Source organism: Streptomyces sp. NBC_01707 (genome assembly GCF_041438805.1).
In the GTDB taxonomy this organism is placed as follows: domain Bacteria; phylum Actinomycetota; class Actinomycetes; order Streptomycetales; family Streptomycetaceae; genus Streptomyces.
Map to the genome: position 1 here is coordinate 9046926 of NZ_CP109190.1, position 25972 is coordinate 9072897.

Here is a 25972-nt window from a genome sequence, read left to right on the forward strand (position 1 = left end):
GCAGAAACCCCCGGGCTCCAGGCAGAGAGAAGAGTGAGGGCGACGCTACCGTCGAACGGTCCTGGTGAGCGGCCTGACACACGCCGGTCCCGGCCAGGAAATCGCGTCCCTGCTTCTCACTTCGCTGCCTGGCACGCCCGTCCGTGTGCCCAGCTGCCCCGGCCTATCCCACGGCGACCGGCCGGTAGGTGCACACCTGAACGCCCGTATCGCTGGTGACCGTGGAAACCAGCTCCAGCGTCCGCTGCGCCCCGTCGTCAGGGAAGATCGTCTTCCCGCCACCGAAGATCACCGGCATGATCATGAGCCGAAGCTCGTCGACCAGGTCCTCGCGCAGGAGGATGCGCGCGAGTGTCGGACTCCCCATGACCAACAGGTCGCCTCCGTCGGTCCTGTGGAGCTCCCTGATGCGGGGGACCGCCTCGTCACCGGAGGTACGCGTGGTGTTGACCCACGCCGGCTTGTCGTCGTCGCCCAGCGTCGCGGACACGACGTATCAGTCCAGCAGCAGCTCAGGATCGTAGAGATCGAGCCAGACAGCCAGATCCAGGGTGCGCTCCAGCCCGCGCCGCGACGCCTGGGTGATCTGCGGGAGTTCACGGTGCGCGGCCCGCTTCAGCCGGTCCCGGTCCACGAGTTCGAAGACCCGGTGAGAGGGGCTGGCCAGTAGATCCCTGGCCTGCTCCTGCAGGGCGATCGCGTACTTCGGATCCTGCGTCGACGGATACGGGCTCTTCACCCGGTCGTACACCGACTGCGGGAGTACATCGCGGGTGGCCTCCCGCAGCAGGCTCTTCTCCCGTCCGTCGAACGACTTCAGCGACCAGGGCGCGTTGTACACGTACTCGACGAGCCGGTGGTCGCAGTAGGGCACTCGAACCTCCAGGCCGACGGCCATGCTCGTCCGGTCCTTGCGGTCCAGGAGTACGCGCACGAAGCGCGTCAGGTGCAGATGACAGATCCGCCGCATCCGGTACTCGAAGTCGGACTCGCCGTCCAGGCGGCGGATCCCGGCTGTGGCGACCGCGTAACTGTGGCGGATGTACCCGGGCAGGTCGAGCGCGTCCGTCAGCTCGGGGCGCAGGACATCGGCGTCGTCCCCGAAGTGCTCCGCGAACTTCACGAGCCACGGGAAGGTGTCGGCGGCGCGGGCCTCTTCGTCGAAGAACTGGAGGTAGCCGCCGAACACCTCGTCGGCGGACTCGCCGGAGAGGGCCACCGTGGAATGCTCGCGAATCGCCTTGAACAGCAGGTACAACGACGCGTCCATGTCGCCGAAGCCCATCGGCAGGTCACGGGCCCGGATCACCCGCGCCCGCACGTCGGGATCGGCGAGCTCCTGGGAGTCGAGCACGATGTCGAGGTGCTCGGTACCGGCCGCCCGGGCCACGTCGTGCACATACGGGGTGTCGGGCGTGGAGCGGAGCTCGTCCGCGACGAAGTTGTCCGCCTGCCCCACGAAGTCCACGGCGAAGCTGCGCACCGTCTCGCCGCTCTCCGCGAGATGCCGGGCGGCGATGGCGGTCATCGCGGACGAATCCAGACCGCCCGACAGGAGTGTGCAGCGCGGTACGTCGGAGACCAGCTGGCGGCGCACGATGTCGTCGAGCAGCTCGCGCACGGTGGCGATCGAGGTGGCCTGGTCGCCGGTGTGCGGCCGCGTCTCCAGGGCCCAGTAGGTGCGCCGGTGCAGCCCGTCGCGGTCGACGGTGATGACCGTGCCGGGCTCGACCTCGTGCATCCCGTCCCACACGGCGTGCCCCGGTGTCTTCACGAAGGCGAACAGCTCACGCAGCCCGTCCAGGGTGACCGCGCGCCGGGCGAGAGGGTTGGCGAGGATCGCCTTCGGCTCGGAACCGAACAGCACGCCGTCCGCGGTGGGGGCGTAGTAGAAGGGCTTGATGCCCATGCGGTCGCGGATCATGACCAGTTTCTGTGTGCGGGCGTCCCACACGGCGAAGGCGTACATCCCGTTGAGCCGCTCGGCCACCGCGTCCCCCCACTCGAGGTAGCCGTGGAGCACGACCTCGGTGTCGGAGTCGGTCATGAACCGGTGTCCGAGACCGGCCAGTTCGACTCGGAGCTCGGTGTAGTTGTACGCCTCTCCGGAGTACACCATCGCCACGTCGCCCTGCGAGGTCGGGACCGTCATCGGCTGACGGCCGCCCGGCAGGTCGATGATGGCGAGCCTGCGGTGCCCCAGGCCGGCCGGGCCGTCGAAGAACGTGCCGCTGTCGTCCGGGCCCCGGCACGCCATCGTCGCGGTCATCGCGTCCAGTACGGCGGACTCGGACCGCAGATCGCGGTCGAAGGAGATCCAGCCGGTGATCCCGCACATAGATGCCTCCTGCCTATGGCTCGACCTCGCAAGGCATCGCCGCGGATCCTCGCGTGCGCATTTTCGCGACAATCGAACAACATGTATCTCGCACTTATATAACGAGCGTGCGCCTCTCCGTTGCAATCGTCAATGCGACGACGCCGCGACAGCCCCGGTGGCCCGCCGTTCCGGCCCGTCAGGCCCTGCGGCGAACGGATAATCCATTCCGCGCATCTGTGCCGTGCGGGAATTGCGTACGACCGGGTCGAGGCCCGCAAGCGGCTGTTCGGCCACCGGCAAGGTCTTGATCAGCCCTGATGCTGACCGTGCTCTGCCCGGAGTATCTGCCGAAGTTCGCCGGTGTGCTGCTCCACGAGATCCGGACGGTGGTGGTACGCGGCCGGAGTGTTCTGGAACAGGGCCACGCGCCATGATCCGGAACCGCACTCGGCAACCAGGGTCTGCACCGCGTTCACCGCGGGATTCAGCTCGGACTGTCCCGGCGGCACCATCCCCGCGATGGCGCGCAGCATCGCCGCGGTGCCGCCCAGGGGCCGCACCTCCCGCACCTTCCACACATATGCCGCGGTCGGATGGTCGGCGAAGATCGGTGCGAGATGACCCTCCACCTCCGAGCCGCGCACCTGGCTTCCGTCGAACCCGATCATTGCGGCATCAGGGGTGAACAGCGCCGCATAGGCGTGGGCGTCGCGGCGGTTCCAGGCGCGGAGCAGCTCTTCGTAGAGCTCTCGCACCGCAGGTGTCACGGACTCCTCATCGGCGCTCTCGTTCATGGCACCGATCCTGCCACGGTCCGTGCCGCTGAGGACCGCGACCAGGCGTGACCGTCGCGGTGTGTCACGCCCTTCCCAAGGCGCCGCGCGACGCTCGGCAGCGGCTCGCCGGCTCCGTCGCCCCGTCCGCGAGGAGGTGGTTCGATGCTGGTGGCCGACTGGGCTTGAGTCTCCAGCAGGGGGAGACAAGAAGGTGGGGGCATGGACGGCGACACGCTCTACTCGATCGGCGATCTGGCCCGGCGCACCGGGCTGACGGTCAAGACCATCCGGTTCTACTCCGACCGCGGGGTCGTGACGCCGACAGGCCGCAGCCCGGCCGGCTACCGCCTGTACGACATCGACGCCGTTGCGCGCCTGGACTTCGTGCGGACCCTTCGCGCGCTGGGCCTGGACCTGCCCACGATCCGCAAGGTCGTGGACCGGGACCTGCCGCTGCCCGAGGTTGCCGCAGCGCACGCCGAAGCGCTGGCGGTGCAGATCCGCACCTTGCGCCTGCGGCGCGCGGTGCTGACGGCGGTGGCCAGGCGCGGGCCCACCCCTGCGGAGATGGATCTCATGCACAGACTCGCCAAGCTCTCCGAAGCGGAGCGCGGGGGGCTGATCGCCGAATTCCTCGACGACGTCTTCGCCCACCTCCATGCCGACCCCGCATTCACGGCGGTGATCCGCACGATGACGCCGGAGCTGCCGGACGACCCCGAGGCGGAGCAGGTCGAGGCGTGGGTGGAGCTGGCCGAAATGTCCCAGGATCCGGACTTCCGCGCCGCGGTGCGGCGGATGGCGGACGACCAGGCGGCCGAGCGCGCCCAGGGCGACACCGCGGTGGTGCGCCGCGACCTTGCCGCCGTCATCCGTGACCAGGTCGGCCCCGCCCTCGCAGTGGGCGTCGCCCCCGCCTCGCCCGAGGCCGACCCCGTGGTCGCCGCGCTCACCGCTCATTACGCGTGTGTCTCCGGTCACCGGGACGACGGCGATCTCCGGCGCCGGCTCCTGACCCGGCTGGAGACTGTGAACGACCCGCGCAGGGAGCGGTACTTTCAGCTCCTCGCCGTGATCAACGGCTGGCCTGCCCCGCACAGTCTGACCATGGTGTTCGACTGGTCCATCCAGGCATTGCGCGCCCGGACAGAGCGCGCCGGGCAGTGATCGCACCGCCGGCGAACCGGTCCGGGCGGCCGACGGAATCCCACGGCCCCGGCAGCCGGCACCTCCGCAGCGGCGATCCGCGCCGGTGCCGTGGGAACCGGGCCGACCGCATCGCCGCTTCCTCCGGGTCGGCGATGTGGTCGACGCGGTCGCGGACCCGCCTATGATCCGGCGACGGACGGCCCACACCCACGGACAGCCCTCGTCCGGCCGCCACGGTCAGATCTTCGTCGGGGACACCCGCCCCGGGGCAGCACGACCGAGCCCGCCGGAACACGAGGTGCCGGACACCGAGTGAGAGGTTGAGGTACAGTTCCTGAGTCCTGTTGTCTCCGATAGAGGTGGACGTTGCGCATCTGAGGTTCGCGATCATCGCGCGGTACGGCATCAGCCGTACGCCTGTCACGCTGCAGCCGGCTTTTTGCCGCCCGTGACCCCGCGTGGATGCGACCTCGGTGCATGAGCCGTCCCTCACCTTCCGGAGGGCGGTCACAGCTCCTTCTTCTTCCCGGTTCGGTCGCCGCGTGGTGCTCGCATACGAAGCCCCTGCCCCTGCGCTTGCGACTGCGAGAATCATCATGACCAACCCCATTGCGCCCAGCACCTCCGTGACCTGCTCCGCCCTGTCCTTCCGGTGGCCGGACGGCACGACCGTCTTCGACGGGCTCTCCCTCACCATCGGCCGGGGCCGCACCGGCCTCGCGGGCGCCAACGGCACCGGCAAGTCCACTCTGCTGCGACTGCTGGCCGGCCAACTGCGGCCCTCGCAGGGGTCGGTGACCGTCGGCGGCAGCCTCGCCTATCTGCCGCAGAACATCACCCTCGACACGACGCTCCGCGTCGACCAGGCCCTGGGCATCGCCGGGCGGCGCGCCGCGCTGCGCGCCATCGAGGCCGGAGACGTGAGCATCGAGCACTTCGAGACGATCGGCGACGACTGGGACGTCGAGGAGCGGGCCTTGGCAACACTCGGCTCGCTCGGACTCGGCGACGTCGAACTGGACCGCACCGTGGGCGAGATGTCCGGCGGGGAGACCGTTCTGCTGCGCCTGGCCGCACTGCTGTTGGAGCGTCCCGACGTCCTCCTGCTCGACGAGCCGACCAACAACCTCGACCTGTTCGCGCGCCGTCGGCTCTACGAGGCCGTCGACTCCTGGCGTTCCGGTGTACTGGTCGTGGTCAGCCACGACCGTGAGCTGCTGGAGAGAGTGGACCGTATCGCCGAACTGCGCGCCAGTTCGGTGAGTTGGTACGGGGGCGGCTGGTCCGCCTACGAGGCGGCGGTGGCCACTCAGCAGGAAGCGGCCGGCCGGATGCTGCGAGTCGCCGAGGCGGATGTACGCCGGCAGAAGCGGGAACTGGAGGAGGCCCGGATCAAGGCGGCGCGACGCCAGCGGCACAGCAAGAAGATGGATGCCGAGCGGCGGGCCCCGAGAATCGTCGCCGGTGAGCGTAAGCGGTCCGCGCAGGAGTCGGCGGACAAGCTCCGCGGCCTCCAGGAGGACCGTCTTCATGAGGCGCGCGAGCGGCGCGAGGAGGCCGCGGACGCGGTCCACGACGACGCCGAGATCAGGGTGAGCCTGCCCCATACCGCCGTGCCCGCCGGCCGCACGGTCCTGAGTCTGCACGACCTGGGCCTCCGGTTCGGCAAGCTGCGCGAAGGCAATCTCCAGGTGCACGGGCCCGAACGCATCGCGCTGGTCGGACGCAACGGGGCCGGAAAGACGTCTCTGCTGCGCACCCTCACCGGAGAGCTCGCACCGCTGTCCGGTGAGGCCAGGACCTGTGTGCCGCTGCGGTTCCTTCCGCAGCGCCTGGATGTGCTGGACGAGGAGCTGAGTGTCGCCGCGAACGTGGCACGCCTGGCTCCCGGCGTCACCGACAACCACATCCGCTCTCAGCTCGCGAGGTTCCTGTTCAAGGGGGCACGTGCCGAACAGCCGGCGGGCACCCTGTCGGGCGGGGAACGCTTCCGGGCCGCCCTCGCGGCGACCATGCTCGCGGCACCGGCCCCGCAGTTGCTCATGCTGGACGAACCCACCAACAACCTCGACATGGCCAGCGTGCGACAGCTGACGAGCGCGCTCGACTCCTACCGGGGAGCGCTCCTGATCGCCAGCCACGACCTGGCTTTCCTGGAATCGGCGGGCATCACCCGCTGGTTGCTCCTCGGTGAGGAGATCCAGGAGACGAGCGCCGAAGAGGTCCGCGACCTGCTCGAAGCGCCGGAGGCCGGTTGAGCGTCCCCGTCGGGCGGATGAGCCCGGAGCTCACTGGTCCGGTGCTTGTACCGCCTCGGCGGCGGCAGCCGAGTCGGTGTCGGTACCCGTAGAAGGCGGGGGCGCGGCCAGGTGCGCGAGCATCTGAAGCCGTTCCCCCGTCGGGGAGCCGGGCTCGGCGTGGTAGGCGATGAGCATCTGACCGGGGGCACCGGGAAGCGCGAGTTTCTCGTAGTGGAGATCGAGAGGACCGACCTGAGGGTGGAGCAGGCGGGTGATTCCGCTCGTCCTCTGCCGTACGTCCTGGCGGGCCCAGAGCGTACGGAAGCGCTCGCTGTGCAGGCTGAGTTCGCCGATCAGCCGGACGAGCTCGGGGTCGTCGACCGCGGCCGCGCTGACCGACCGCAAATAGGCGACGGCCTTGGCGGTCATCGTGTCCCAGTCCCGGTAGAACTCGCGCATCTCCGGCTCGAGGAATGCGGCTCGCAGTGTGTTGATTCCAGGCGCGAAGAGGGGGTTGAGCGCGATGGCCATCGGGTTCGCGGCCAGCGTGGTCATGTAGCGGCCATGGACGAGCGCGGGCGTGGTGGGCCAGCCGTCGATCAGGCTCTGGATGCTCGCACTCACTTTCTCCGGACGGGAGCTCCTGCGCGTGGCGGTCCGGGGCGAGCGGGCGAGGGCGCGCATGTACACGCGGGCATCGGTTTCGAGCCGCAAGGCGCCGGCGATGCTGTCGAGGACCTGGTCGGAGGGGTGTCGGTCGCGGCCCTGCTCCAGACGCAGGTAGTACTCGGCGCTGATGCCGGCGAGCAGGGCGACCTCCTCCCGGCGCAGGCCGGGCACCCGCCGGCGCTCTCCGGCGGGCAGTCCGACGTCCTCGGGACGCACCTGTTCGCGGCGGGCCCGCAAGTAGTCACCCAGCTTGCTTGCTGTTGCCATGAATTCCAGGGTAGGTCCCGTCGGCTGCCGCGTCCTGTCCCTGTCGGTACCAGGGACAGCGGGGCCTGGTCGGTCCGGCGAGCCGAATCTAGCGTGAACGGGAACCAGCCGCAGGCACCCCCAGTCGGGCTGCGGCACACAACATCACGCGAACAGAAATGAGCACGTCGCACCATGACCGACCTCCTGCGTACGCCCTTCGGATTCTCCTCGACCGCCGACGACGTGATCGCCGGGATCGACCTCACAGGACGGCGTGCGTTGGTCACCGGCGCGACGTCCGGAATCGGGGTCGAGACCGCGCGCACCCTGGCCGCGGCGGGCGCCGAAGTGGTCCTCGGAGTCCGGCGCCGCGAAGCCGGTGACCGCATTGCCGCACAGATCACCGAACTGACCGGGAATCCCCTGGTGAGCGCCCGCGCACTCGACCTCGGCGATCTGCGGTCGGTGGCCGCCTTCGTCGCGTCCTGGAACGGGCCCCTGCACATCCTGATCAACAACGCCGGGATCATGGCGCTGCCCGAGCTGGAACTGACCCCGGAAGGGCACGAACTCCAGTTCGCCACGAACTATCTCGGTCACTTCGCCCTGACCAACGGCCTGCACGACGCACTCGCCGCGGCTTCCGGCGCCCGGATCGTCTCGGTCAGCTCGAGCGCGCACCTGTTCTCGCCGGTGATCTTCGACGACCTGGACTTCCGGTTCCGTCCCTACGACCGGTGGGCGGCCTACGCCCAGTCCAAGACCGCCGATGTGCTGCTCGCGGTGGAAGCCGACCGTCGGTGGTCGCACGAGGGCATTCTCGCCAACGCTCTCAACCCCGGGGCGATCGCCACCGGGCTGCAGAAGCACACCGGCGGCCTGCAGACACCCGTCGACAAGCGGAAGACGCCCGCGCAGGGTGCCGCCACCTCCGTGCTGCTCGCCGCATCACCCCTGGTCGAGGGCGTCGGGGGCCGCTACTTCGAGGACTGCGACGAAGCCCCGGTCCTGCGCGAGAAGCCCGTCGTGTTCGGCGGCGGAGTCGCCCCGTGGGCGCTCGACACCCACAACGCGGAGCGTCTGTGGGACACCTCGACCGAACTCGTCGCACGTGCCACGACCATGCGCTGAGACCCTGACGGTCCCCCTGCGGATCGCTCCCCCCCCCCCGGCCCCACCACCTCTAGGTCGCCGGTCATCACATGGTCACGTCGCAACCATTTTCGGATGGCTGCGACGTGACCGTGCGAGCTGCATCAGAGTCAGAGGGTGGGGAGACCTGTCTCGGAATGCGGGGCTCCGATGTGCGGCTTCGCCGTCTCCGTGGCCCGTACGTGGGTCGAATCGATGACCAGCGGTGAAGGATCGGCGGACCCCGGTCGGCTGTTGCGTCCGGCTTCGCCCGGTGAATTCTCCCCGCGCACCTCGGTGCGGGGCCGGACCGGGAGCGGCGGACGGTGCACGTTGGACGTCGGAACCTCGGAGTAGGGCGGCATCTGCTGTGCCGCGCCCCCGCTCTTCAGCACGTAGATGAGCGCGGCGATGACGGCCTCGTCATCGACGGTCGATGTCCGGGAGACCTGCGGGCGCGTCCTCACCGACGGCAGCAACGGCCGTGCGATCTCTCGCAATCCGCCCGGAACGCTCCAGCCACGTCGCCCGATTTCCTTGATCCGCTCCAGGGCGTACGCGTGGTCCGTGTGCCCGTCTCCGACCGGAAGCGCCAGGGCATCCCTCCGCTCCTGGATGCGCTCGAACTGGCAGATGATGTCCGCTACTTGGGACGGGTCCTTCAAGGATCCGGTGGCGAGCTGTTCCTTTGCCTCCAGAAGTTCGCGGTACATCGCCCCGTATGTGCTGCACAGCTTGATGGATTCGTCCCCGCGATCGCTCAGGCCGATGGCATGAGGGGCGACGATCGTCAACGCGGCGACACCCGACAACACCGAGATGAGCACCTGGGCAGTGAGGTGCGAGGACTCTCCGATGACGGGCCAGGCCAGGAGCCCCGTGATAAGGCTCAGTGCTGCGGCGGTGGAGGTGTACAGACGGACTTTCTGCACCAGCCGAGCCGCTTCCCTCGGCATTCTGTTCGCCCAGTAGCCGGCACTTTCGATGCTTTCCTCGAGCCGCTGCGACATTTCTGCGTCAGCCGGGTTCTTCGACCCTCTGAAAATCTTGGACAGGAGTTTCATGACACCTCTCACGATCGGAGGGCGGTGGTTGAACAGTGACATCCCCGGCTCGTAGTTCCAGACATCAACGCACATACAGTCGGTTTAATAACCTGGGTGGAGTAGTAGGGGGTGTTTCGGCTGCTCCGTCGGTGGTCGAGCCGCTCGTCATCCGAATCCGTGACGGGCGCTCGCAGACTGCGGTAGCTGCCGGGGACGGTCGCCCCCACCGGGTCGTGTCCGGTCACGGGTGCTCCGGCGGGCCGCGTGCGCATTTCGTCACGCGTTCGGCGGTTCCTTTGTACGCGTGCCGTCATGTACGGGTTCGGGTTCGAGCCCGCCGTCCGCGACACGCTTATGCTCAGTTGACGCTCGAAGTGGCATAGGTGATGTATAGGAGACACCGGGCCCGGGCCGCACGTGAATGTGGCCCCCGGAGGAGGCAACCGCCGAGAAGCTCCCCACGCCGGAAACCCCGGCCCGATTCCGACGGGCCGGGGTTTCCGTGTTGTGCGGATGGAGCTGTTACCACTTGTTGCCGTAGCCGTAGTGGTCCCTGACCACGCGGAAGCTGCCCACGACGCCGTTGCGGACCTTCACGCCACCGCGGATCTGGCGGGTGAAGACGCCGTTGCTGGTGCTCCAGGGGCCGACAGTCGCGACCGGGGAACCGTTGTCGCAGGTCGCCCCGCGGAAGACCTCGACCGTGTGACGGCTGTCGTTGCGGACGTTGAAGCTCCGCGAGCCCAGCCCGCTGACCACAGTGATGCAGCCGTCCGGGCGGCCGGAGTACGTCCGCTCGTTGAAGTGGATCCTTCCCTCGTAGTAGTGGCCGCCGCGGCCGCCGCCGTAGCCGCCGCCGCCGCCGTAGCCGCCCTCGTTGCCCTTGCCTTCGTTCCCCTTCGCCGTTCCAGCGGTTCCACCGTCACCGCCGAAGGGGGCCGCGGCAGGAGCCTGGATGGACGGAGCCGCCTGGGTGGAGCCGGCAGCCGATGCGTAGGTGATACCAGTTGTAGCGAGAACCGCGGCGCCAACTACAGCGGCGGTCACTGCGACGGTACGCGTGGTCATGTCACTTCTTTCTTCTCAGAGACGTCGGCTGGGATGCCGACCTGTGAATGAAAGTACGGATAGTCTGTTTATCTGCCAAATCCGACATGCCGGAAATATGAATTCTGTCACTCAACTGGCAGCATGCCGCCGATCCCGGAACGGTGCGGACGCACACCCGCACCGTCCTGAGGAGCCGTCATCGACCCCCATATCGGCCCGCCTTGACTGCTGCGGCCGGCCTGTCGCATACCCCCGGCCGCACCGTCACGAAGACGCCGCTGCTCGTCCTCGACACCGGGCAGCGGCGTCCGGCCCGGCCCGGTCGTTGAACTCATCGTTGTACGTAGGGGTCCAGCGTGCGGAAGTCCGGGCGGGCGAGTTGAGTCCACATCCGTCGATGACGACGTACCCCTGGCGCTGCCCGGCGGGGGTATTCCACGCGCGCCGCCAACAGGAGGATCAATGGAGTGATTGGTTCCCACTCGGTGTCAGGTCGCGCACGTCGCGCGGGTACTGGAGTGACGCGCGGAGCGGCCCTGCGAAGCAAGTGACAACGTGGGGGATGTGATCGAGTTGCTCTTGCGCCCGCCGAGAGGTCGCCGGCTCGGTACGCTTCGGCCCCACCGCACCCGTCGGCACCCTCATCCTCACCTTCGGACGGCCGCACCGTCGTCGTCACCGTCCATCAGGAGCAGCCCATGACCACCGAGCAGGAAGCCCGCGACGCCATCCTTCACGCGTTCGGCGACACGGCACACGTCGAGGTGGAGACCTTCCCCGGCGGAAACCTCTCCATCACCATCACCAAGGGCAAGCACGCGGCAACCATCGACGGGCACCCCGAAAGCGGCTGGGGCTGGACCGTCGACCCGGGTGAGGACGACGGCTTCAGCGGTCACGAGAACGTTGCGACCACCCTCGACGAGGCGCTCGCCGACGTGCGTGCCGCACTCATCTGACCCGGCAGGCCCTGGGCCACGGCCCGGCTCCGTCGTTCGTCTCATCGAGGCAGCCGGACCCGGCAGCAGGCCGTGGCAGAGGTCGGACGCGCGACGCGGGCCCCGTCGAATCACGCAGTACGAGATGGGTGGCGAGCTCCATGGCCCAGTGCTCACATTGTGGCGCTCCAGCAGCCCGCATCAGCCGTGAGACGGCCATCCGGCCCATCTCCGCCTACGGCTGACGGACCGTCGTCGGCCGGGTCACGGTGCCGCGGCCCGGATCGGTGTCGTCGAAGCCCGTCGCGCGCCCGCCGCCTCGCGCGAACTGGCAAGACGGACCACACCGGCGGCGTCCCCGACCGGCGCCAGGGCAGATTCCGGCCCGACGGCGCCCGGCACAGCAGCCGGCCCGCGCTGTTCCGTCCCGCAGTGCAGGGAGCTGCGTGGATACCTGGCCGAAAGCGGGCAGGCTGCCACCTGCGACGCCGTCAGGGCCCCTCGTCCTGCGGTTCGATGGGCAGACAGACCAGAAAGCGAGTGTCGCCCGGCTGTGAGGAGACCCGGATGTCCCCGTGATGTTTGTTGACCACGATGCGGTAGGTGATGTCCAGCCCCAGCCCAGTGCCCTCACCGACCGGTTTGGTGGTGAAGAAGGGCTCGAAGATCCGGGGTCTGATGTCGGACGGAATCCCTGTGCCGGTGTCGCCCACCTCCACGAGCAGGTGGGCATCCTCCCGCCACGTCCGGATCGTCAGCGTACCCCCGGCAGGCATGGCGTCGACGGCGTTGATGATCAGGTTGGTCCACACCTGATTCAGCTCGGCTCCGAAGGCCAGGATCGGCGGTAGTTCTCGGTCGTAGTCCTTGACCACCTCGACACCGGCCGGAATCTTCGCCCGCAGCATCGTCAATGTGGCATCGAGCAACGTGTGCACATCCACGGTCTGTTGCGGCGCCCGGTCGAGCTGCGCGTACTGCTGTGCGGCGCCGACCAGTCCGGAGATGCGCGTCACGGCGTCATCGATCTCACCCATCAGAAGTTCCGCGTCGATGGTGTATGCCAGCCACCTCACCGTGGAGCCGAGATTGTCCTCGCCGATGGTGTCGGCCACCGAGGTCAGCCACGGCACACTGATTTCCGCGGCGACCAGCGTCGGCGCGAGCTCCCACGCCTCCGTGACCCCGTGCTCCTCTAGCCAGTCGCCGACCGTGTCCTCCGCGTCCGCGGCGGCCAGCGCCGGCAGACCGGAAGCCGCGGCGGCCTGTCGAACCGCGTCGTCCTGCAGCTCCACTAGACGATGCAGCTCGCTTCCGTCCAGGCGGCCGTCAGCGATCATGGCGAGCTTGTGACGCATAGCGGTCACTCGCTCCCGCAGAGCCGCGGTGGCCCGTACGGCGGCTGCCGCAGGATTGTTCAGCTCATGTGTGAGTCCTGCCGACAGAGACGCCAGAGCCAGCAGCCGCTCGCGCTCATTGACGATGGCATTGGTCGCACGCGAACCGAAGAACAAGCCCTCCAGCAGGTGAAGTGCCATCGGGAACCATGTGCTGATCGCGGTCGCGAAATCATCGGCAGGCAGTACGAAGAACTCGGCATCGGTGACAGCCCGCATGGTGTGGGGATACCGCTGCTCGACGCGGTCCCCGAGGTATGCGCGACTCGCCCCGCTGTAGACACCGCGTTGATCGGTGCGGATGACCTCCACCTCGTCGCCGTGCAGCACACGGCTGAGCGCGATCGCTCCGCTGAGCAGCACGAAGAAGCATGTGGCCCGCTCGCCCTCCGTGTACACCACGCTCCCGGCAGGCCGTTGCTCCGCACGGCCGCGCTCCGCCAGCCAGTCGAGCTGCTCGTCGCTGAGCTCCTCGAACAGGAACAGAGTCCGCAACTGTGCCGGTGACAGATGTGCTGACGTGGTCACTGCGCCTCCAGATAGCGATGCACCAGCGCGACGGCCATGGCTCCCTCGCCGACGGCCGACGCGACACGTTTGACCGAGGAGGAGCGCACATCCCCCGCGGCGAAGACACCGGGCACGCTCGACTCCAGGTGGTACGGATCCCTCGGCAGCCGCCACCCGGCCGGCCGCTCCCCTCCGGCCACCAGGTCGGGGCCGGTCACCACGAATCCCCGCTCATCACGGGTGACCACCCCCGCCAGCCACTCCGTATGCGGCTCGGCCCCGATGAAGATGAACAGCCACGACGCGGGAACGGTGCGCACGGCGCCGGACCGGCTCTCACGGAGGGACAGCTGCTGCAGGTGTCCTTCGCCCTCCGCGCCGACCACCTCGGTCCACGGGTGGATGTCGATGTTGGAGATGCAGTTGATCTGGTCGATCAGGTAGCTGGACATCGAACGGCTCAGGTCGCCTTGGCGGATGAGAACGTGAACGCGCTGTGCGTAGCGTGAGAAATAGACAGCCGCCTGACCTGCGGAGTTGGCGCCGCCGACGATGTACACGTCCTCCCCGGAGCAGCTGGGCGCCTCGGTGACGGCGGACCCGTAGAAGACGCCCGCTCCCGTGAACTCCTCCAGCCCGACGGCGGCCAGCCGCCGGTAGGACACCCCGGTGGCGAGGACCACGGCGTGCGCGGCGATGGTGCTCTCCGGACCCAGGCGCAGCACCCGGCCCGATCCCGCCACCTCCAGTGCGACAGCCTGCTGCGCGCTGAGGATCTCCGCCCCGAACTTCAGCGCCTGGCGGCGGGCCCGCTCGGTCAGCTGGGAACCGGAGACGCCGTCGGGGAAGCCGAGGTAGTTCTCGATACGGCTGCTCTGACCGGCCTGACCGCCGGTCGCCTGCTGCTCCACCAGCACCGTACGCAGTCCCTCCGAAGCGCCGTAGACAGCGGCTCCCAGGCCGGCCGGCCCTCCACCGACCACCACCAGGTCGTAGAAATCCGAGGCCGGGACGGTACTGAGTCCGACCTGCGCGGCGAGCTCCCGCTCGGTGGGGGAGACCAGCGTCTTTCCGTCCGGGGTGACAACCAGCGGTACATCGGCCGCGGAGAGGCCCGCGGCAGTCAGTAGGCGCTCTCCCTCCGGATCGTCGGACAACAACCACCGATAGGGGACGAGATTGCGGGTGAGGAAGTCGCGGACCGTGAAGGAGGGAGCGGACCAACGGTGCCCGACCACGCGGGTCTCCATGTCTCCTGGATCAGGCGTGGCGTGCCACAGGTCCAGCAGCGTGTCGATCACGGGATACAGATGCTCTTCCGGCGGGCTCCAGGGCTTGAGGAGATAGTGATCGAGGTCCACGACGTTGATGGCGTCGATGGCCGCTTCCGTGTCCGAGTAGGCGGTCAGCAGCACGCGACGGGCGAGCGGAAAGAGGTCCATGGCGGCCTCGAGGAACTCGATCCCGTTCATCTGCGGCATGCGGTAGTCGGCGAGCATGAGCGCGAGCGGATCGCCACGGAGCTTGAGCTCACGCAGTGCTTCCAGGGCATCGCGGCCGGAGAGTGCGCGCAGGATGCGGTAGCGGTCGCCGTACTGCCGCCGGATGTCGCGGGCGACCGCCCGGGAGACTGCCGGATCGTCGTCGACAGTCAGGATCGTCGGGTTCGGCATGTATCCATCATTGCTGCAAAGGCCAGGAAATGACGGCCTCAGCCGGCGCGGCCGCCGGGCAGATGCGGCGGGTCCGGCCGCCCGGCACCCTCCATCCATAGGCGTGGCCCGGAGGAACATGCGATGCCACGCCACCCGAAACGGCCCCGGCAGGTTGCAGGAACGTCCTCGGCCGGTACCGCTCCGAGTCGGGCATCGACCATGTGGTGGAATTCTGAATCACCACCAGCGAATGCGCTGGAGCCCGCAGGCGGGCCGCGGAGCATACCGCAGCCGGTTGCGGGGCAGTGCTCCCGCGTCGGTGGCGCTGATCCCCGGCACCTGCCGCCCGGAGCCGCCCGCGGCCCCGCACGCCCTCGCCCTCAGGAGTACGCATGGCCTTCGACGTCGACGCGGTCCGCGCGCAGATCCCCGCCCTCAAGTCCGGCTCTGCCCGCTTCGACGCTCCCGGCGGCACCCAGACGCCGCAACCGGTGATCGACGCCCTCGTGGATGCGCTGGCCAACCCACTCGCCAACCGGGGACGCACCACCGAGGGCGAGCGCAACGCGGAGACGATCGTGGCCGGCGCCCGCCGCGCACTGGCCGACCTGCTGGGCGCGGATCCGCGGGGCATCGTGTTCGGCCGCAGCGCCACTCAGCTCACCTACGACTTGTCCCGCGCCCTGGCCAAGAACTGGGGCCCTGGCGACGAGGTGGTCGTCAGCCGACTCGATCACGATGCCAACATCCGTCCCTGGATCCAGGCGGCAGAGGCCGCCGGCGCCACCGTCCGATGGGCAGACTTCGACGCGGCCACCGGCGAGCTGACGCCCGAGCACATCGCCGGGGTACTCTCCGGAAACACCCGTCTCGTGGCCGTCACCGCAGCGTCGAACCTCATCGGCACCCGCCCCGACATCCCCGCCGTCGCCGACGTGGTGCACCGGGCCGGTTCCCTGATGCACGTGGACGCTGTGCATTACGCCTCGCACGCCGCGGTCGACCTGTCCGGCCTGGGCGCGGACTTCCTGGTCTGCTCGCCGTACAAGTTCCTCGGCCCGCACCTGGGCGTGCTGGCAGGCCGTCCCGAAATGCTGGAGACGCTACGGCCGGACAAGCTGCTGCCCTCGACCGACGCGGTCCCCGAGCGCTTCGAGCTGGGCACCCTGCCGTACGAGCTGCTGGCCGGGGCCCACGCGGCGGTGGACTTCCTCGCCGGTCTCGCCCCAGGGGCCGACGGCACCCGCCGGGAACGGCTGATCGCCGCCTTCGCGGCGATCGAGGCCCACGAGGACGCTCTGCGGGCCCGCATCGAACAGGGGCTGGCCGCGCTCGGCGGCGTCACCGTGCACTCCCGGGCCGCCCGTCGCACCCCGACCCTGCTGCTCACCCTGGCGGACCACAGCGCGACCGCCGCCTCGCAGTACCTGGCGGAGCACGGTGTCGACGCTCCGGCCGGGTCCTTCTACGCACTGGAGGCCTCCCGCAGGCTCGGACTGGGCGACGAGGGCGGGCTGCGGATCGGCCTGGCCCCGTACAGCAGCGACGAGGACGTCGACCGGTTGCTGGACGCGCTGTCCGGCTTCCTCGGCACCCCGCCCGTCACGGGCTGACCCGGTGGCGCCCGAGGATGAACAGGTCCGCAATACGGGGCGCGCGGTAGGGGGCCGATCAGTCGTGTGACCGCGTACGGGCTCGGGGACATGGCAGCCCCCCCGAAGCCCAGCGGCGGCGCACCGATGCGCGCCCATGTGTCACTCCCGCTCGGTGTCCCCGGCCGTCTCCGGTCCACCCATGCGCACGACGCGCGGCGCCGAATCAGTTTTTTGTACCGACCGCGTGGCGTGCGCCGCCGCATCGGTCACGCACGACCAGAGGCCGGGATTCCCGCCGATTCGCGCGAATAACCGACCGTCCTCACCGCCGATACGGAACGCTTATCCGGCATTACGGCGAGCGAATAAAGCGATTCCGATATGACACAGGCCACATGACCTGCGTCACTCTTGCGCCGATTTGAGGCATTTGCCGTGTGGGGTGGACCACGTGACGGGCGCCACTCCGAAACCGAATAGTAGGCCACTGCGCCCCGCTCGCAGGCCCCGAAGACGCTTCCCCGACCATTTTCAGAACTCGGTACGAATGCCGGTAGTAAAAAGTGGGCATTGACCCAGGTTTCCACCTCCCTTAACAATTCTTGGCATCACCCCCCGACAGAACAGGAATTACCACGTGCGGATCACCACGATGCCTAAGAAGTTCGCTCGCATGACCAAGACCAAGAAGATCTCGCTGGGCATGGTCGCGGCCGGTGCCGCCGTCGTGGCCGGTACCGTCGTCAGCGCCCCGGCCGCCTCGGCCGCCACTCCCGCCCAGTCCGGCGGCAACGTCGACGCCTGGATCAAGGAGTCGCTGAAGGTCATGCACGCCAAGGGCATCCCGGGCACCTACGAGGGCATCCGCAAGAACCTGATGCGTGAGTCCTCGGGCAACCCCCAGGCCATCAACAACTGGGACTCCAACGCCATGAAGGGCATCCCCTCCAAGGGCCTGATGCAGGTCATCGACCCCACCTTCAACGCGTACCACGTCGCCGGCACCTCGACGAACATCTACGACCCGGTCGCCAACATCACGGCCTCCGCCAACTACGCCGCGCACCGCTACGGCTCGATCGACAACGTCAACTCGGCCTACTGATCCGGCCCGACGAGCCACCCCGGTCGCCCAGCACGTCCCGGGCGACCAGCACCCCGCACAGAACCACCGGGCGCAGAACCGCAGGCCGCGTCCCCACGACCGGCCTGCCCACGACCGCCGCTCCCACAGCCACCGACGGCACGCCCCCACCCGTGGCGTACCCCCACCCCGTGGCTGCGGTCGAAGCGGCACCGGTCGGCACGACGTACGACGCGGACGATTCCGGGGCGCCGGTCGGCACGACATACGACGCGGACGATTCCCCGGCCGGCCGGTCGGCACGGCCCCGCTGAAATCCCTGGCGGGCGCGCGACGACAGCTAGAGCACCTCGCTGCGTCGTCGGAACGCCGGAATGCGCCCGGTGCGACGACGCCCGCCTTGCGATGCACCGCATCCGACGCCGCACTGTGTCGTGAGACCTCCAAGGGCTACGGGACAGCTGCCGGCCGTGCACCCGGATCCGCAGCGGTCCGACCGGCTCGAAGTGATGGCGGACCGCGGCCGCCGGGCCATCACCGCGCTCATGGCCGACCACCGGCCCTGCGTCTTTCACGCGCGGCCAAGCGGCTTCCGTGCCCTCGTCCGGTGCGAAGACGTCGGAATCTCCCACCGACCGGTCGCTTCGGCGCGCCACCGCTCCGGCGATCACCCCGCCGTCGTAGCAGAGTCCGGCGAGCACGAAGAGGTCGTCGAGCAGTCCGAGCTGGAGGAGGCCTGCGTAGCGGTCGCCGCCGTCCCAGGCGAGCGCCCAGGTGCGCAACTTGTCCGGGCCGCCCACCACGTGCCAGGCAAGAGCTGCGGGAATGATGGCCGCACTCGCCGGACGTGGATCCACCGTGGTTGCTTCGCGTCATCGCGCCTGAGGATCGTGACCCGCGTCGGCCGGGACCGTCGTGCGGCTTTCCACTCCCCGCCGGCCGGGCGCTCCACTCGAAGGCGCATCGCCGGCTCCTGGGGACCGTTTACGCCCTGGACGCCTCCCGCATGCCGACCGGAACCGACCCCGCACGGCTCCCATGGGTATGCGCCGTTTCTGCTGAGTCATACCGCCGTGTCGGCGCGTCGCCGGATGGTGACGGCCCTGACGTCGTCATCGGTGTGATGTCAGGGCCGTCCCGCGGGTCCGGCGTGGGGCACCGGATTAATGAAGTTGTCTAGCACATCGGTGCATAGGGGGCATAAGGGACACGCTTCCTCGAAGTGAAGCAACCCCTTACGTGCGATGGATCCCCGGGATGCTTCACCGATGCCTCGGTCGAAGCCGCGCCACCAGGTCGGTCTGACGGGGGTTCCGTCGACCGCGTGGGGCGTGGCGGTGCCCGCGAGGCCTGCGTGGCATGCCGGCGCTCTCTTGGTGCGCGAACGGCGGTGTGATCGGCCGGTGCGGTCGGGTGCTCATGACGGCCATTCGGGGACCGGGAGGGTGAGTGGGTGTCATGAAGTCGCTCAGAAGGCCTAATTGCCTCCCAAGTGGGTCTGTTTCCCTGCCTGCTGGCGGATCGTCAGGCCCGCGACGCGTGTGCGATCGCGCCTGTTTGTACGCCCGTTCGGCCCCCTGGCGTCACGCTCTCGACGTATCCGATATGACAGGTAAAGACCCCATAAGTACTTTTAATTCAGGCCGGTTGCCCGGCCGACCCTCAGAGACAAGGGAGAATGACATGACGACGCGTACCGTCGCCGTGACCGCCGCCGCTGTGGGCGCCGCGGTCCTCGCCACTACTGGTATCACCTATGCCTCGGCTGCCGGTTCCCCCCAGGCTGCCCCGTCCGTCCAGCAGGCCGCGCCTGCCGTCCAGCAGGGTGCTCCTGCGGCGGCTCCGCTCGGTGGCGAGGGCGGGAACGAAGGCGGGAACGTGGGCGGGAAGGGCAATGAAGGAGGCGGCTACGGGGGTGGCGGTGGCTACGGTGGTGGCCACGGCTACAAGTACGAAGGCCGGATCTTCATCAACGAGCGTTCCTACTCCGCCCGTTCGGAGGAGGGCTGCATCACTGTGGTCAGCGGGCTGGGCTCGCGGAGCTTCAACGTCCGTAACGACAGCCACCGGACTCTGGAGCTCTTCCGTGGGGCGACCTGCGACAACGGTTCCCCGGTCGCGACTGTCGGCCCCTGGAGCACGAGCAACGGTGTCTTCACCCGCCAGGTCCGCGGTGGCGTGAAGGTCCGCAACGGCGTCGTGGGCAGCTTCCGCGTGGTCAGGGACCACTACGGCTACGGCAACAAGTGGTAACAGCTCCACCCGCACAACACGGAAACCCCGGCCCGTCGGAATCGGGCCGGGGTTTCCGGCGTGGGGAGCTTCTCGGCGGTTGCCTCCTCCGGGGGCCACATTCACGTGCGGCCCGGGCCCGGTGTCTCCTATACATCACCTATGCCACTTCGAGCGTCAACTGAGCATAAGCGTGTCGCGGACGGCGGGCTCGAACCCGAACCCGTACATGACGGCACGCGTACAAAGGAACCGCCGAACGCGTGACGAAATGCGCACGCGGCCCGCCGGAGCACCCGTGACCGGACACGACCCGGGGAGGTGCGCCCAACGGTGCACGGAGGTGCTGACACGATGTCATTCGCTCACAGGTACGCCGGGGACACCGCTGCCGTCAGGACGCGGTGCGGTGCGCCTCCGCCGGCGGCCGCCACGGCGTAGAGGTCTGCCCCGTAGTCGCCCGGGAGTGCGTACGCGAGGGTGGTGTCGTCCTGCCAGACGGCCTGGTCGTCGACGCTGCGGGTTTCGGCCACAGGATGGTCCCTGAGCGTGCGCAGGTTCAAGACGTGCAGTCGCCACGGGGCGTCGGCGGGCAGGCCCTTGTCGCGGCTCTTGTAGGCGATGCGGGTGCCGTCGGGTGAGAGGGAGGGACACTCCACGTTCGGCCGCAGCGTGGTGAGCGTGCGGGTGCGAAGGTCGCCCCGTACCAGATACGTGCTGCCCTTGGTGGCGAGCGTCGCGTAGAAGTGCCGGTCGTCGGCCGCGAAGGTGACGCCCCAGAAGTTGACGTCCGCGGCGCGGTAGCGGTGACCGTTCTTGCGTATCGCGAAGCCCTCCAGCGTCGGAGTGAGCTTGCCGGTGCGGGTGTCGAGGATTGCCGCACGAGTGGAGAAGTTCGTGCCGGCGTAGCTGTCGCCGCCTACGAAGACCGTCCAGGCCGCCAGCCGCCCGCTGGGGGAGACCCGGGCGCGGGACGGAATGCCGGGGATCGAGTAATGCGCCCGCTCCCTGAGGCGTGAGTCCAGGATCGTGGCCCGGTAGCTGTCCTGCATCGCCCCGTGCACGGCTTGGAGGCAGACTCCGGTGCCCGAAGCCGCGTAGAAACGCAGACACTTGACGCCCGACGCCGTGCGCGCACCCGTGGGCGCCGCCGCCGGGACCGTCGTCAGCTCGTCGCGGTGCGGCCCCCACGCCATGTTCCGGAACACGATCCGCCGCTTGTCGGTGAGCGTGACCCGGCCCGCGGCGACCGTCGGGCCGCCCGGACGAGCCACGTCACGCCGTTCTGAGCGCGCGGCGGCGTGCAGCACGGAGGTCGTGGCGACCGCCGCGAGCAGGGTGACCGCACAGACGAGGACGAGCAGCTTGGTACGGGTGTTCGTCATACGGAAACCTTTGTGGTCGGGCCGAGACGGAACGAGAAGACGGAGCACACGGCGAGCGCCACCGCGGCCGCCAGCAGCGCCGTGCGGTCGCCCCACGCCGTCCACGCGGCGCCGAAGGCCAGCGAGCAGACGAACCGGGCGACGGCCTGTCCGGTCTGCACCAGGGCGAGCCCCGACGAACGCAGCTCCTCGGGCACGCTCTCCGACGCCGCCGCCATCAGAATGCCGTCCGTGGCCGCGTAGAACGAACCGTGCAGGACGAGCACGACGTACGGGAGCGCCGTACCGTGCCAGGACGAGAGCAGCAGTCCGTACGCGCCGAGCAGTGCCCCGTGGCCGGCGAGGAACACCCGCCAGGGGCCCACCCGATCCGCGAGCCGCCCCAGTGGCAGAGCGAGCAGCAGGAAGGCCGCCGCGGTCCCGATCGGCAGCAGCGCGAACCAGCGGTCGGGCACGCCGAGACGGTGCTGGAGCAGCAGGTAGACGAACGAGTCGCTGACGGTCGCAAGGCCGAGCAGCAGGGCGCAGATGCAGATACGGCGGATGCCGGGCTGCCGCAGGAGGGCGAGGGCGGCTCGGAGCGTGGTGCGGGGCCGTTGGGCCGCCCGGTCGGTACGGCGTGCGGCGGCACCGCCCGGCACGAAGAGGACCAGCACCAGCACGCCGACCAACGCGACGCAGAAGCTCACCGTGAACACCGCGTCGTAGCCGTCGACCGTGGCCCGCAGGATCAAGAAGGCCGCGAGCGGACCGAGCAGGGCGCCCGCGGTGTCCATCGCGCGGTGGACACCGAAGGCACGGCCGCGGGCCTCGGGTGGTGATGACAACGAGATCAGAGCGTCGCGCGGCGCGGTGCGCAGGCCCTTGCCGGTGCGGTCGGCCGCGAGGACGAGGCCTATGGGCGTGAGGGTGTGGGCGATGAGGAGGAGGGGTTTGCACAGCGCCGAGAGGCCGTAGCCGATGATCGCGACGGGCTTGTGGCGCCCGCCGCCCCGGTCCGCGAAGTGGCCGCCGACCAGCCGCACCAGGGCCGAGAAGCCGTTGTAGACGCCGTCCAGGAGCCCGAAGCCGAGCGGGCTCAGGCCGAGCCCCGCCACGAGGTAGAGCGGTAGGACCGCCGTCACCATCTCCGATGACACGTCGGTGATCAGACTGACCGTGCCGAGCGCCAGCACCGTGGGGGCGACCGCCACGCGCCGCCGGGCCGGGGCAGTGCCCGGCCCGGCGGCGCGCTCGGCGGACCCCGCGCGGGCGGCGCGGCTGTCCGCTACGTACATGTCAGGACACCCAGACCCCGGTGATGTCCTTGGCGGACGCCGCGTTGCCCGCATGGCCGAGGCCGTGCATGTCCTCGAGCGTGCGCAGCAGGTCGTAGTGGTTGTACGTGGTGGAGGACGTGGCGCCCGGGGTCACCTGCTGGCCGTAGAGCACTGTGGGGATGCGGTTGCCGCTGAGCCGGTTGTCCTCGTCGAAGGTGACGACGAGGAGGCTGTTGTGGGTCTTCGCCCAGGTTGCGTAGGCGCCGAGGTTGTTCTTCAGCCAGGTGTCACCGGTCGAGACCGAGCAGTCGTGCATGTCGCTGCACAGGTTCGGGACGACGAAGGAGACCTGCGGCAGTTTCGTGTAGTCGGTGGGGAACTGCTGGAAGGTGTACGCGGACGAGGTGGGGACGTTGCTGAAGCCGAACCACGGGTTGTGCTTGCGGGCGTAGCTGCCGCTGCTGCACGTGGTCGAACCCTGGCTGGGAAGCGTCTCGTTGTAGCTCGCCCAGGTCTTGCCCGCGGCGATCAGCTCGGATGCGAGGTTGGGCTTGCTGGAGAAGCCGGGGGTGTAGCAGCTGTCGTCGGTGATGCCCTGCGTGGAGCCGGAGAACAGGGCGAAGTAGTTGGGCTGGCTGGGGTGCGTCTCGGCGTACGAGGCGCTCAGGTTGGCGCCGCCGCTCTTCAGCGAGTTGATGTACGGGGCGCTTGAGGAGCCGATGACCTGGCTGTAGCCGTGGTTCTCGAAGACCACGACGATCACGTGGTCGGGAGTTGGCACACCGGCCGCGGCCTGGGCGGACGAGGAGCCGCCGATGCCGGTCCACAGGCCGACGACGGCGGCAGCGGTGAGGGTCAGGGCACACGTGAGGGCGGTGCGACTGCGGTCGAACACGGATCTGCCAGGCACTGGGAACCTCCGGTGGGGGAGTGGCGGGGGCGGTGCAGACAGAGCATGCTCACGCCAAGATGTATCCCGCGTACCGCATCGCACAAGGGGCATGAAGATCGGGTGAACGATCTCCTGCACCGATTGCCCGCCGGTGACCTCGGTCCCTTACGTCCGCCGCGTACGCGGAGGCACAGGTGAGGATGAGGGGCGTGGTCCGTGTGCGCTCCCGGGAATTCCCGCGCCCTGCGCAATGCCGAGCGGAGCACTTGTCGGGCGGCGGTGCCGTCCGTCCGCAGGCCGACCGGCCGGGGCGGCTCCGTATCGGGTCGCAGGCCTCGTACCGGCGGCGAGGTCTCGGGACCGTCGCGATCGGGCGATGAGAACTCCCAGCTCGTCATGCTGAGACGCCGCTTTCGTATGTGACACCGCGAACGTGCCGCTGACGAACCCTGCGAGCAGAGCGTTGTGTGCTACCGCCCCGGCCCGTGGCCGAAAGCAGTGTGTCTCTGCGCCTGCGGCCCTGTCCTGCGGATGTTCCAAGGGCAGGGCCCGGGCGGGAAGGCCCTACTTCACGGCGACGCTGTCACCGTAAGCGGTCGCGGTGCTCGTGGTGCCTGTGCCGGCGAATGTCCAGCGCCAGGTACCGCCGGAATTCGCGGTGACCGTCGTCCTGAGCTTGCCGCTCTTGTCGGTGGTCACCTTCTTGACCGTGGTGTAGGTGGAGGAGCCGGACTTCTTGTACTGAAGGGTCACGGCCTGGCCGCTGTATCCGGCGTAGGCGTTGGTGTCCCAGTTGGCCCGGGTGAGCGTCCCGGTCACGGTGAGCGTGCCGCCCTTGGTGACCGGCTCGGGGGAGGCCTGGGTGTCGGCGAGCTTGGCGTAACGCTTCACCTTGACCGGCGCGCTGTCCTCGAGGTCGTAGAAGTCCCCGTCATCGGCGGCGGCCTCGGCAGTGAAATGCCACGTGCCGGCCGAGCTGTTCCTGAGGTCGTAGTAGTCGGTGCGATTGGCGTCGAGGGTGAACTTGAAGACGCACTTCCTGGTGGTGGATGTGGGCCTGGTGCAGTCGGCGGAGCCTGCGTGGATGATCCGGCTGTCAGCGCTGACCAGCTTGGAACCGTAGATGTCCTTGATCCCGGACCCGTCCTTGGCGACGGCAGTGACGGTCAGCGTCTGCGCCGCGCTGACTCCGGCGTTGACTGTCTGCTTGCTGAAGGACAGCGACGTGAAGGCGGTGTCGCCCTTCCGGGCGTCGGCGTGTGCGGCCGGCGTCAGGAACGAGAGCAGTACCAGAGCGCCGACGCCGGCGGCCTTGGTGGAACGAATGCGCATGTTTCTCCGAAAACGATGAGCCGGATCTTGTCCGGGCGCGAGAGAGACCAATGACGCCCGTGGTTGGTTGTACGACGGCCTGCGGTGTCCTGACCGTGGCGGCTCTGCGGCATGGTTCAACCCGATGTGCGGGGGTTTCCTCCCCGATGGCCGGAACCACATGGGAATGATTCAAACTTCAATGAAGTTTCAGACGCCAAGAGGGCTCATCGGCCCTCGCGCCCCGGAACCCCGTGGCGCCAGGTGCCTGCACCGCGGAACGCATGCTCGTGCAGTGAACGGAGAACGTGATGGTCGGCATACAGGGAGTGAGCTGGAACGAGCGGCGGCAGTACGCGAGCCGTCTCTTCGAATCCCAGCGTTACCGCGCGGCTTCCCGGGTTCTCAAGGATCTGGTTGCCGCGGCTCCCCGCAACCTGGACCTCCGGATGCTCCTCGCTCGTTCGTACTACTACACGGCGCAGCTTTCCCTGGCCGAGGCGGAGCTTCGGCACGTCCTGCGCGCCGAGCCCGCCCACCCCTCTGCTCACCTCGCTCTCGCCCGCGTCCTGGAGCGCCAGCACCGCTGCTCCGAGGCCGCGCCACACATGAGGGCCGCGGACACGATGACCGCACGGGACCTCCTTGCTCTCAAGCACCCCCGCAATTCCCTCCGACTCGCCGGTTGAGGCTCCTCCCGGCTGCCGGTGGTCCGCCCTCCCCGGGTGATCAGGCCGCGGGCGAGACGTGCGTCCACGCGCCCGGAGACCGGTAGGCCGGCCCGCACGCGACGGCCCTCGCCGTCCGAGTCGCCGACGCCGTCGGCCTCGAACCCGGCCGGATCCCGCTCGTTCGCGCCGGTGCATCGCCGGTCGTACGGCAGTCGGCACGGCAACCGTTGCCTTCTGCGGGCTGTACCCACCGTGTTCCGGCCGTCCTGGGCCGCCGGGGCCGTCAGCCCATTGCCGTCCGCAGCGCGATCGGGAAGATCTCCGAAACTTTCGAAATTATTAGCGCGGAACTTGTTCGCTGAATCTAGGATTCCGCCACGCTTCTCGTATTCGATCAACCAGATAGGGCCGGT

20 protein-coding genes and 1 pseudogene are annotated in these 25972 nt (G+C 68.9%); 9 read left to right on the forward strand and 12 right to left on the reverse strand.

The window, feature by feature from the left end; translation table 11 throughout:
• Positions 1–163 precede the first annotated feature (163 nt).
• From OG963_RS40455 to OG963_RS40465, 3 genes and pseudogenes are all read right to left on the reverse strand, one after another.
• Positions 164–496: pseudogene (locus tag OG963_RS40455) on the reverse strand (dihydrofolate reductase family protein); the annotation flags it as partial.
• On the reverse strand, positions 497–2338 hold the full coding sequence (asnB, locus tag OG963_RS40460) for an asparagine synthase (glutamine-hydrolyzing) (RefSeq protein WP_371800041.1): 1842 nt from the start codon (positions 2336–2338) through the stop codon (positions 497–499).
• 290 nt (positions 2339–2628) lie between these two features.
• Entirely contained in the window at positions 2629–3114 is a 486-nt protein-coding gene (locus OG963_RS40465) for an SgcJ/EcaC family oxidoreductase (RefSeq protein ID WP_030928909.1), read from the reverse strand.
• Positions 3115–3315: 201 nt separating this feature from the next.
• Between OG963_RS40465 and OG963_RS40470 the strand changes: the two genes are divergently transcribed.
• Both OG963_RS40470 and OG963_RS40475 read left to right on the forward strand, forming a co-directional pair.
• Positions 3316–4263 (forward strand): MerR family transcriptional regulator, encoded by a 948-nt coding sequence (locus OG963_RS40470; protein WP_319740228.1) that lies wholly within the window; start codon positions 3316–3318, stop codon positions 4261–4263.
• Positions 4264–4841: 578 nt separating this feature from the next.
• Entirely contained in the window at positions 4842–6503 is a 1662-nt protein-coding gene (locus tag OG963_RS40475) for an ABC-F family ATP-binding cassette domain-containing protein (RefSeq protein WP_371800042.1), read from the forward strand.
• 30 nt (positions 6504–6533) lie between these two features.
• Here OG963_RS40475 and OG963_RS40480 read toward each other — a convergent pair whose 3' ends face one another.
• Positions 6534–7421 (reverse strand): helix-turn-helix transcriptional regulator, encoded by an 888-nt coding sequence (locus tag OG963_RS40480; RefSeq protein ID WP_319740230.1) that lies wholly within the window; start codon positions 7419–7421, stop codon positions 6534–6536.
• 174 nt (positions 7422–7595) lie between these two features.
• On the opposite strand from OG963_RS40480, the gene OG963_RS40485 reads away from it, so the two are divergent.
• Positions 7596–8534 carry an SDR family NAD(P)-dependent oxidoreductase gene (locus tag OG963_RS40485; protein ID WP_319740231.1) on the forward strand — a complete coding sequence of 313 codons (939 nt, stop codon included), beginning with the start codon at positions 7596–7598 and terminating at the stop codon, positions 8532–8534.
• Positions 8535–8665: 131 nt separating this feature from the next.
• Here the strand turns inward: OG963_RS40485 and OG963_RS40490 are convergent, their stop codons facing one another.
• Complete coding sequence (locus OG963_RS40490) at positions 8666–9466, reverse strand: hypothetical protein (protein WP_319740232.1); 801 nt, start codon at positions 9464–9466, stop codon at positions 8666–8668.
• Between the two features lie 636 nt (positions 9467–10102).
• Complete coding sequence (locus tag OG963_RS40495) at positions 10103–10648, reverse strand: hypothetical protein (RefSeq protein WP_319740233.1); 546 nt, start codon at positions 10646–10648, stop codon at positions 10103–10105.
• 680 nt (positions 10649–11328) lie between these two features.
• Between OG963_RS40495 and OG963_RS40500 the strand changes: the two genes are divergently transcribed.
• Complete coding sequence (locus tag OG963_RS40500) at positions 11329–11589, forward strand: hypothetical protein (protein WP_037823089.1); 261 nt, start codon at positions 11329–11331, stop codon at positions 11587–11589.
• 470 nt (positions 11590–12059) lie between these two features.
• On the opposite strand, the gene OG963_RS40505 is transcribed toward OG963_RS40500, so the two are convergent.
• Both OG963_RS40505 and OG963_RS40510 read right to left on the reverse strand, forming a co-directional pair.
• Positions 12060–13493, reverse strand: a complete 1434-nt coding sequence (locus OG963_RS40505) for an ATP-binding protein (protein ID WP_362278129.1) — start codon at positions 13491–13493, stop codon at positions 12060–12062.
• Entirely contained in the window at positions 13490–15148 is a 1659-nt protein-coding gene (locus OG963_RS40510; protein WP_030928891.1) for an FAD-dependent oxidoreductase, read from the reverse strand. Before OG963_RS40510 ends, OG963_RS40505 begins: the two co-directional genes overlap by 4 nt.
• A gap of 374 nt (positions 15149–15522) precedes the next feature.
• Between OG963_RS40510 and OG963_RS40515 the strand changes: the two genes are divergently transcribed.
• The 4 genes from OG963_RS40515 (at position 15523) to OG963_RS40530 (ending at position 20062) form a co-directional block, all read left to right on the forward strand.
• Positions 15523–16743: a cysteine desulfurase-like protein gene (locus tag OG963_RS40515; protein WP_371800043.1), complete on the forward strand. Its 1221-nt coding sequence runs from the start codon at positions 15523–15525 to the stop codon at positions 16741–16743.
• A gap of 655 nt (positions 16744–17398) precedes the next feature.
• Positions 17399–17830 (forward strand): transglycosylase SLT domain-containing protein, encoded by a 432-nt coding sequence (locus OG963_RS40520; protein WP_319330875.1) that lies wholly within the window; start codon positions 17399–17401, stop codon positions 17828–17830.
• A 170-nt stretch (positions 17831–18000) separates the two neighbouring features.
• Complete coding sequence (locus OG963_RS40525; protein ID WP_371800044.1) at positions 18001–18123, forward strand: hypothetical protein; 123 nt, start codon at positions 18001–18003, stop codon at positions 18121–18123.
• Between the two features lie 1369 nt (positions 18124–19492).
• The gene (locus OG963_RS40530; RefSeq protein ID WP_093770682.1) at positions 19493–20062 is read left to right on the forward strand and encodes a hypothetical protein; all 570 of its coding nucleotides are present in this window, start codon (positions 19493–19495) and stop codon (positions 20060–20062) included.
• A gap of 344 nt (positions 20063–20406) precedes the next feature.
• Here the strand turns inward: OG963_RS40530 and OG963_RS40535 are convergent, their stop codons facing one another.
• From OG963_RS40535 to OG963_RS40550, 4 genes are all read right to left on the reverse strand, one after another.
• Positions 20407–21426, reverse strand: coding sequence for a TolB-like translocation protein (locus tag OG963_RS40535; protein ID WP_362278147.1), 1020 nt, complete (start codon positions 21424–21426; stop codon positions 20407–20409).
• The gene (locus tag OG963_RS40540; protein ID WP_371800045.1) at positions 21423–22703 is read right to left on the reverse strand and encodes an MFS transporter; all 1281 of its coding nucleotides are present in this window, start codon (positions 22701–22703) and stop codon (positions 21423–21425) included. The genes OG963_RS40535 and OG963_RS40540 overlap by 4 nt, the downstream gene beginning before the upstream one ends.
• A gap of 1 nt (position 22704) precedes the next feature.
• Positions 22705–23595, reverse strand: coding sequence for an alkaline phosphatase family protein (locus OG963_RS40545; RefSeq protein WP_319740245.1), 891 nt, complete (start codon positions 23593–23595; stop codon positions 22705–22707).
• A 546-nt stretch (positions 23596–24141) separates the two neighbouring features.
• Positions 24142–24909, reverse strand: coding sequence for a calcium-binding protein (locus tag OG963_RS40550; RefSeq protein ID WP_371800046.1), 768 nt, complete (start codon positions 24907–24909; stop codon positions 24142–24144).
• A 290-nt stretch (positions 24910–25199) separates the two neighbouring features.
• Here OG963_RS40550 and OG963_RS40555 point away from each other — a divergent pair, with 290 nt between their 5' ends.
• Positions 25200–25577 carry a tetratricopeptide repeat protein gene (locus OG963_RS40555; protein ID WP_319740247.1) on the forward strand — a complete coding sequence of 126 codons (378 nt, stop codon included), beginning with the start codon at positions 25200–25202 and terminating at the stop codon, positions 25575–25577.
• The last annotated feature ends 395 nt before the right edge of the window (positions 25578–25972 follow it).

What these genes read in the sequence shown, in the direction of transcription:
- asnB (WP_371800041.1), bottom strand. Translation starts at nt 2,338, where the DNA reads ATGTGCGGGATCACCGGCTGGATCTCCTTCGACCGCGATCTGCGGTCC.
- OG963_RS40465 (WP_030928909.1), bottom strand. Translation starts at nt 3,114, where the DNA reads ATGAACGAGAGCGCCGATGAGGAGTCCGTGACACCTGCGGTGCGAGAG.
- OG963_RS40470 (WP_319740228.1), top strand. Translation starts at nt 3,316, where the DNA reads ATGGACGGCGACACGCTCTACTCGATCGGCGATCTGGCCCGGCGCACC.
- OG963_RS40475 (WP_371800042.1), top strand. Translation starts at nt 4,842, where the DNA reads ATGACCAACCCCATTGCGCCCAGCACCTCCGTGACCTGCTCCGCCCTG.
- OG963_RS40480 (WP_319740230.1), bottom strand. Translation starts at nt 7,421, where the DNA reads ATGGCAACAGCAAGCAAGCTGGGTGACTACTTGCGGGCCCGCCGCGAA.
- OG963_RS40485 (WP_319740231.1), top strand. Translation starts at nt 7,596, where the DNA reads ATGACCGACCTCCTGCGTACGCCCTTCGGATTCTCCTCGACCGCCGAC.
- OG963_RS40495 (WP_319740233.1), bottom strand. Translation starts at nt 10,648, where the DNA reads ATGACCACGCGTACCGTCGCAGTGACCGCCGCTGTAGTTGGCGCCGCG.
- OG963_RS40500 (WP_037823089.1), top strand. Translation starts at nt 11,329, where the DNA reads ATGACCACCGAGCAGGAAGCCCGCGACGCCATCCTTCACGCGTTCGGC.
- OG963_RS40510 (WP_030928891.1), bottom strand. Translation starts at nt 15,148, where the DNA reads ATGCCGAACCCGACGATCCTGACTGTCGACGACGATCCGGCAGTCTCC.
- OG963_RS40515 (WP_371800043.1), top strand. Translation starts at nt 15,523, where the DNA reads ATGGCCTTCGACGTCGACGCGGTCCGCGCGCAGATCCCCGCCCTCAAG.
- OG963_RS40520 (WP_319330875.1), top strand. Translation starts at nt 17,399, where the DNA reads ATGACCAAGACCAAGAAGATCTCGCTGGGCATGGTCGCGGCCGGTGCC.
- OG963_RS40530 (WP_093770682.1), top strand. Translation starts at nt 19,493, where the DNA reads ATGACGACGCGTACCGTCGCCGTGACCGCCGCCGCTGTGGGCGCCGCG.
- OG963_RS40535 (WP_362278147.1), bottom strand. Translation starts at nt 21,426, where the DNA reads ATGACGAACACCCGTACCAAGCTGCTCGTCCTCGTCTGTGCGGTCACC.
- OG963_RS40540 (WP_371800045.1), bottom strand. Translation starts at nt 22,703, where the DNA reads ATGTACGTAGCGGACAGCCGCGCCGCCCGCGCGGGGTCCGCCGAGCGC.
- OG963_RS40550 (WP_371800046.1), bottom strand. Translation starts at nt 24,909, where the DNA reads ATGCGCATTCGTTCCACCAAGGCCGCCGGCGTCGGCGCTCTGGTACTG.
- OG963_RS40555 (WP_319740247.1), top strand. Translation starts at nt 25,200, where the DNA reads ATGGTCGGCATACAGGGAGTGAGCTGGAACGAGCGGCGGCAGTACGCG.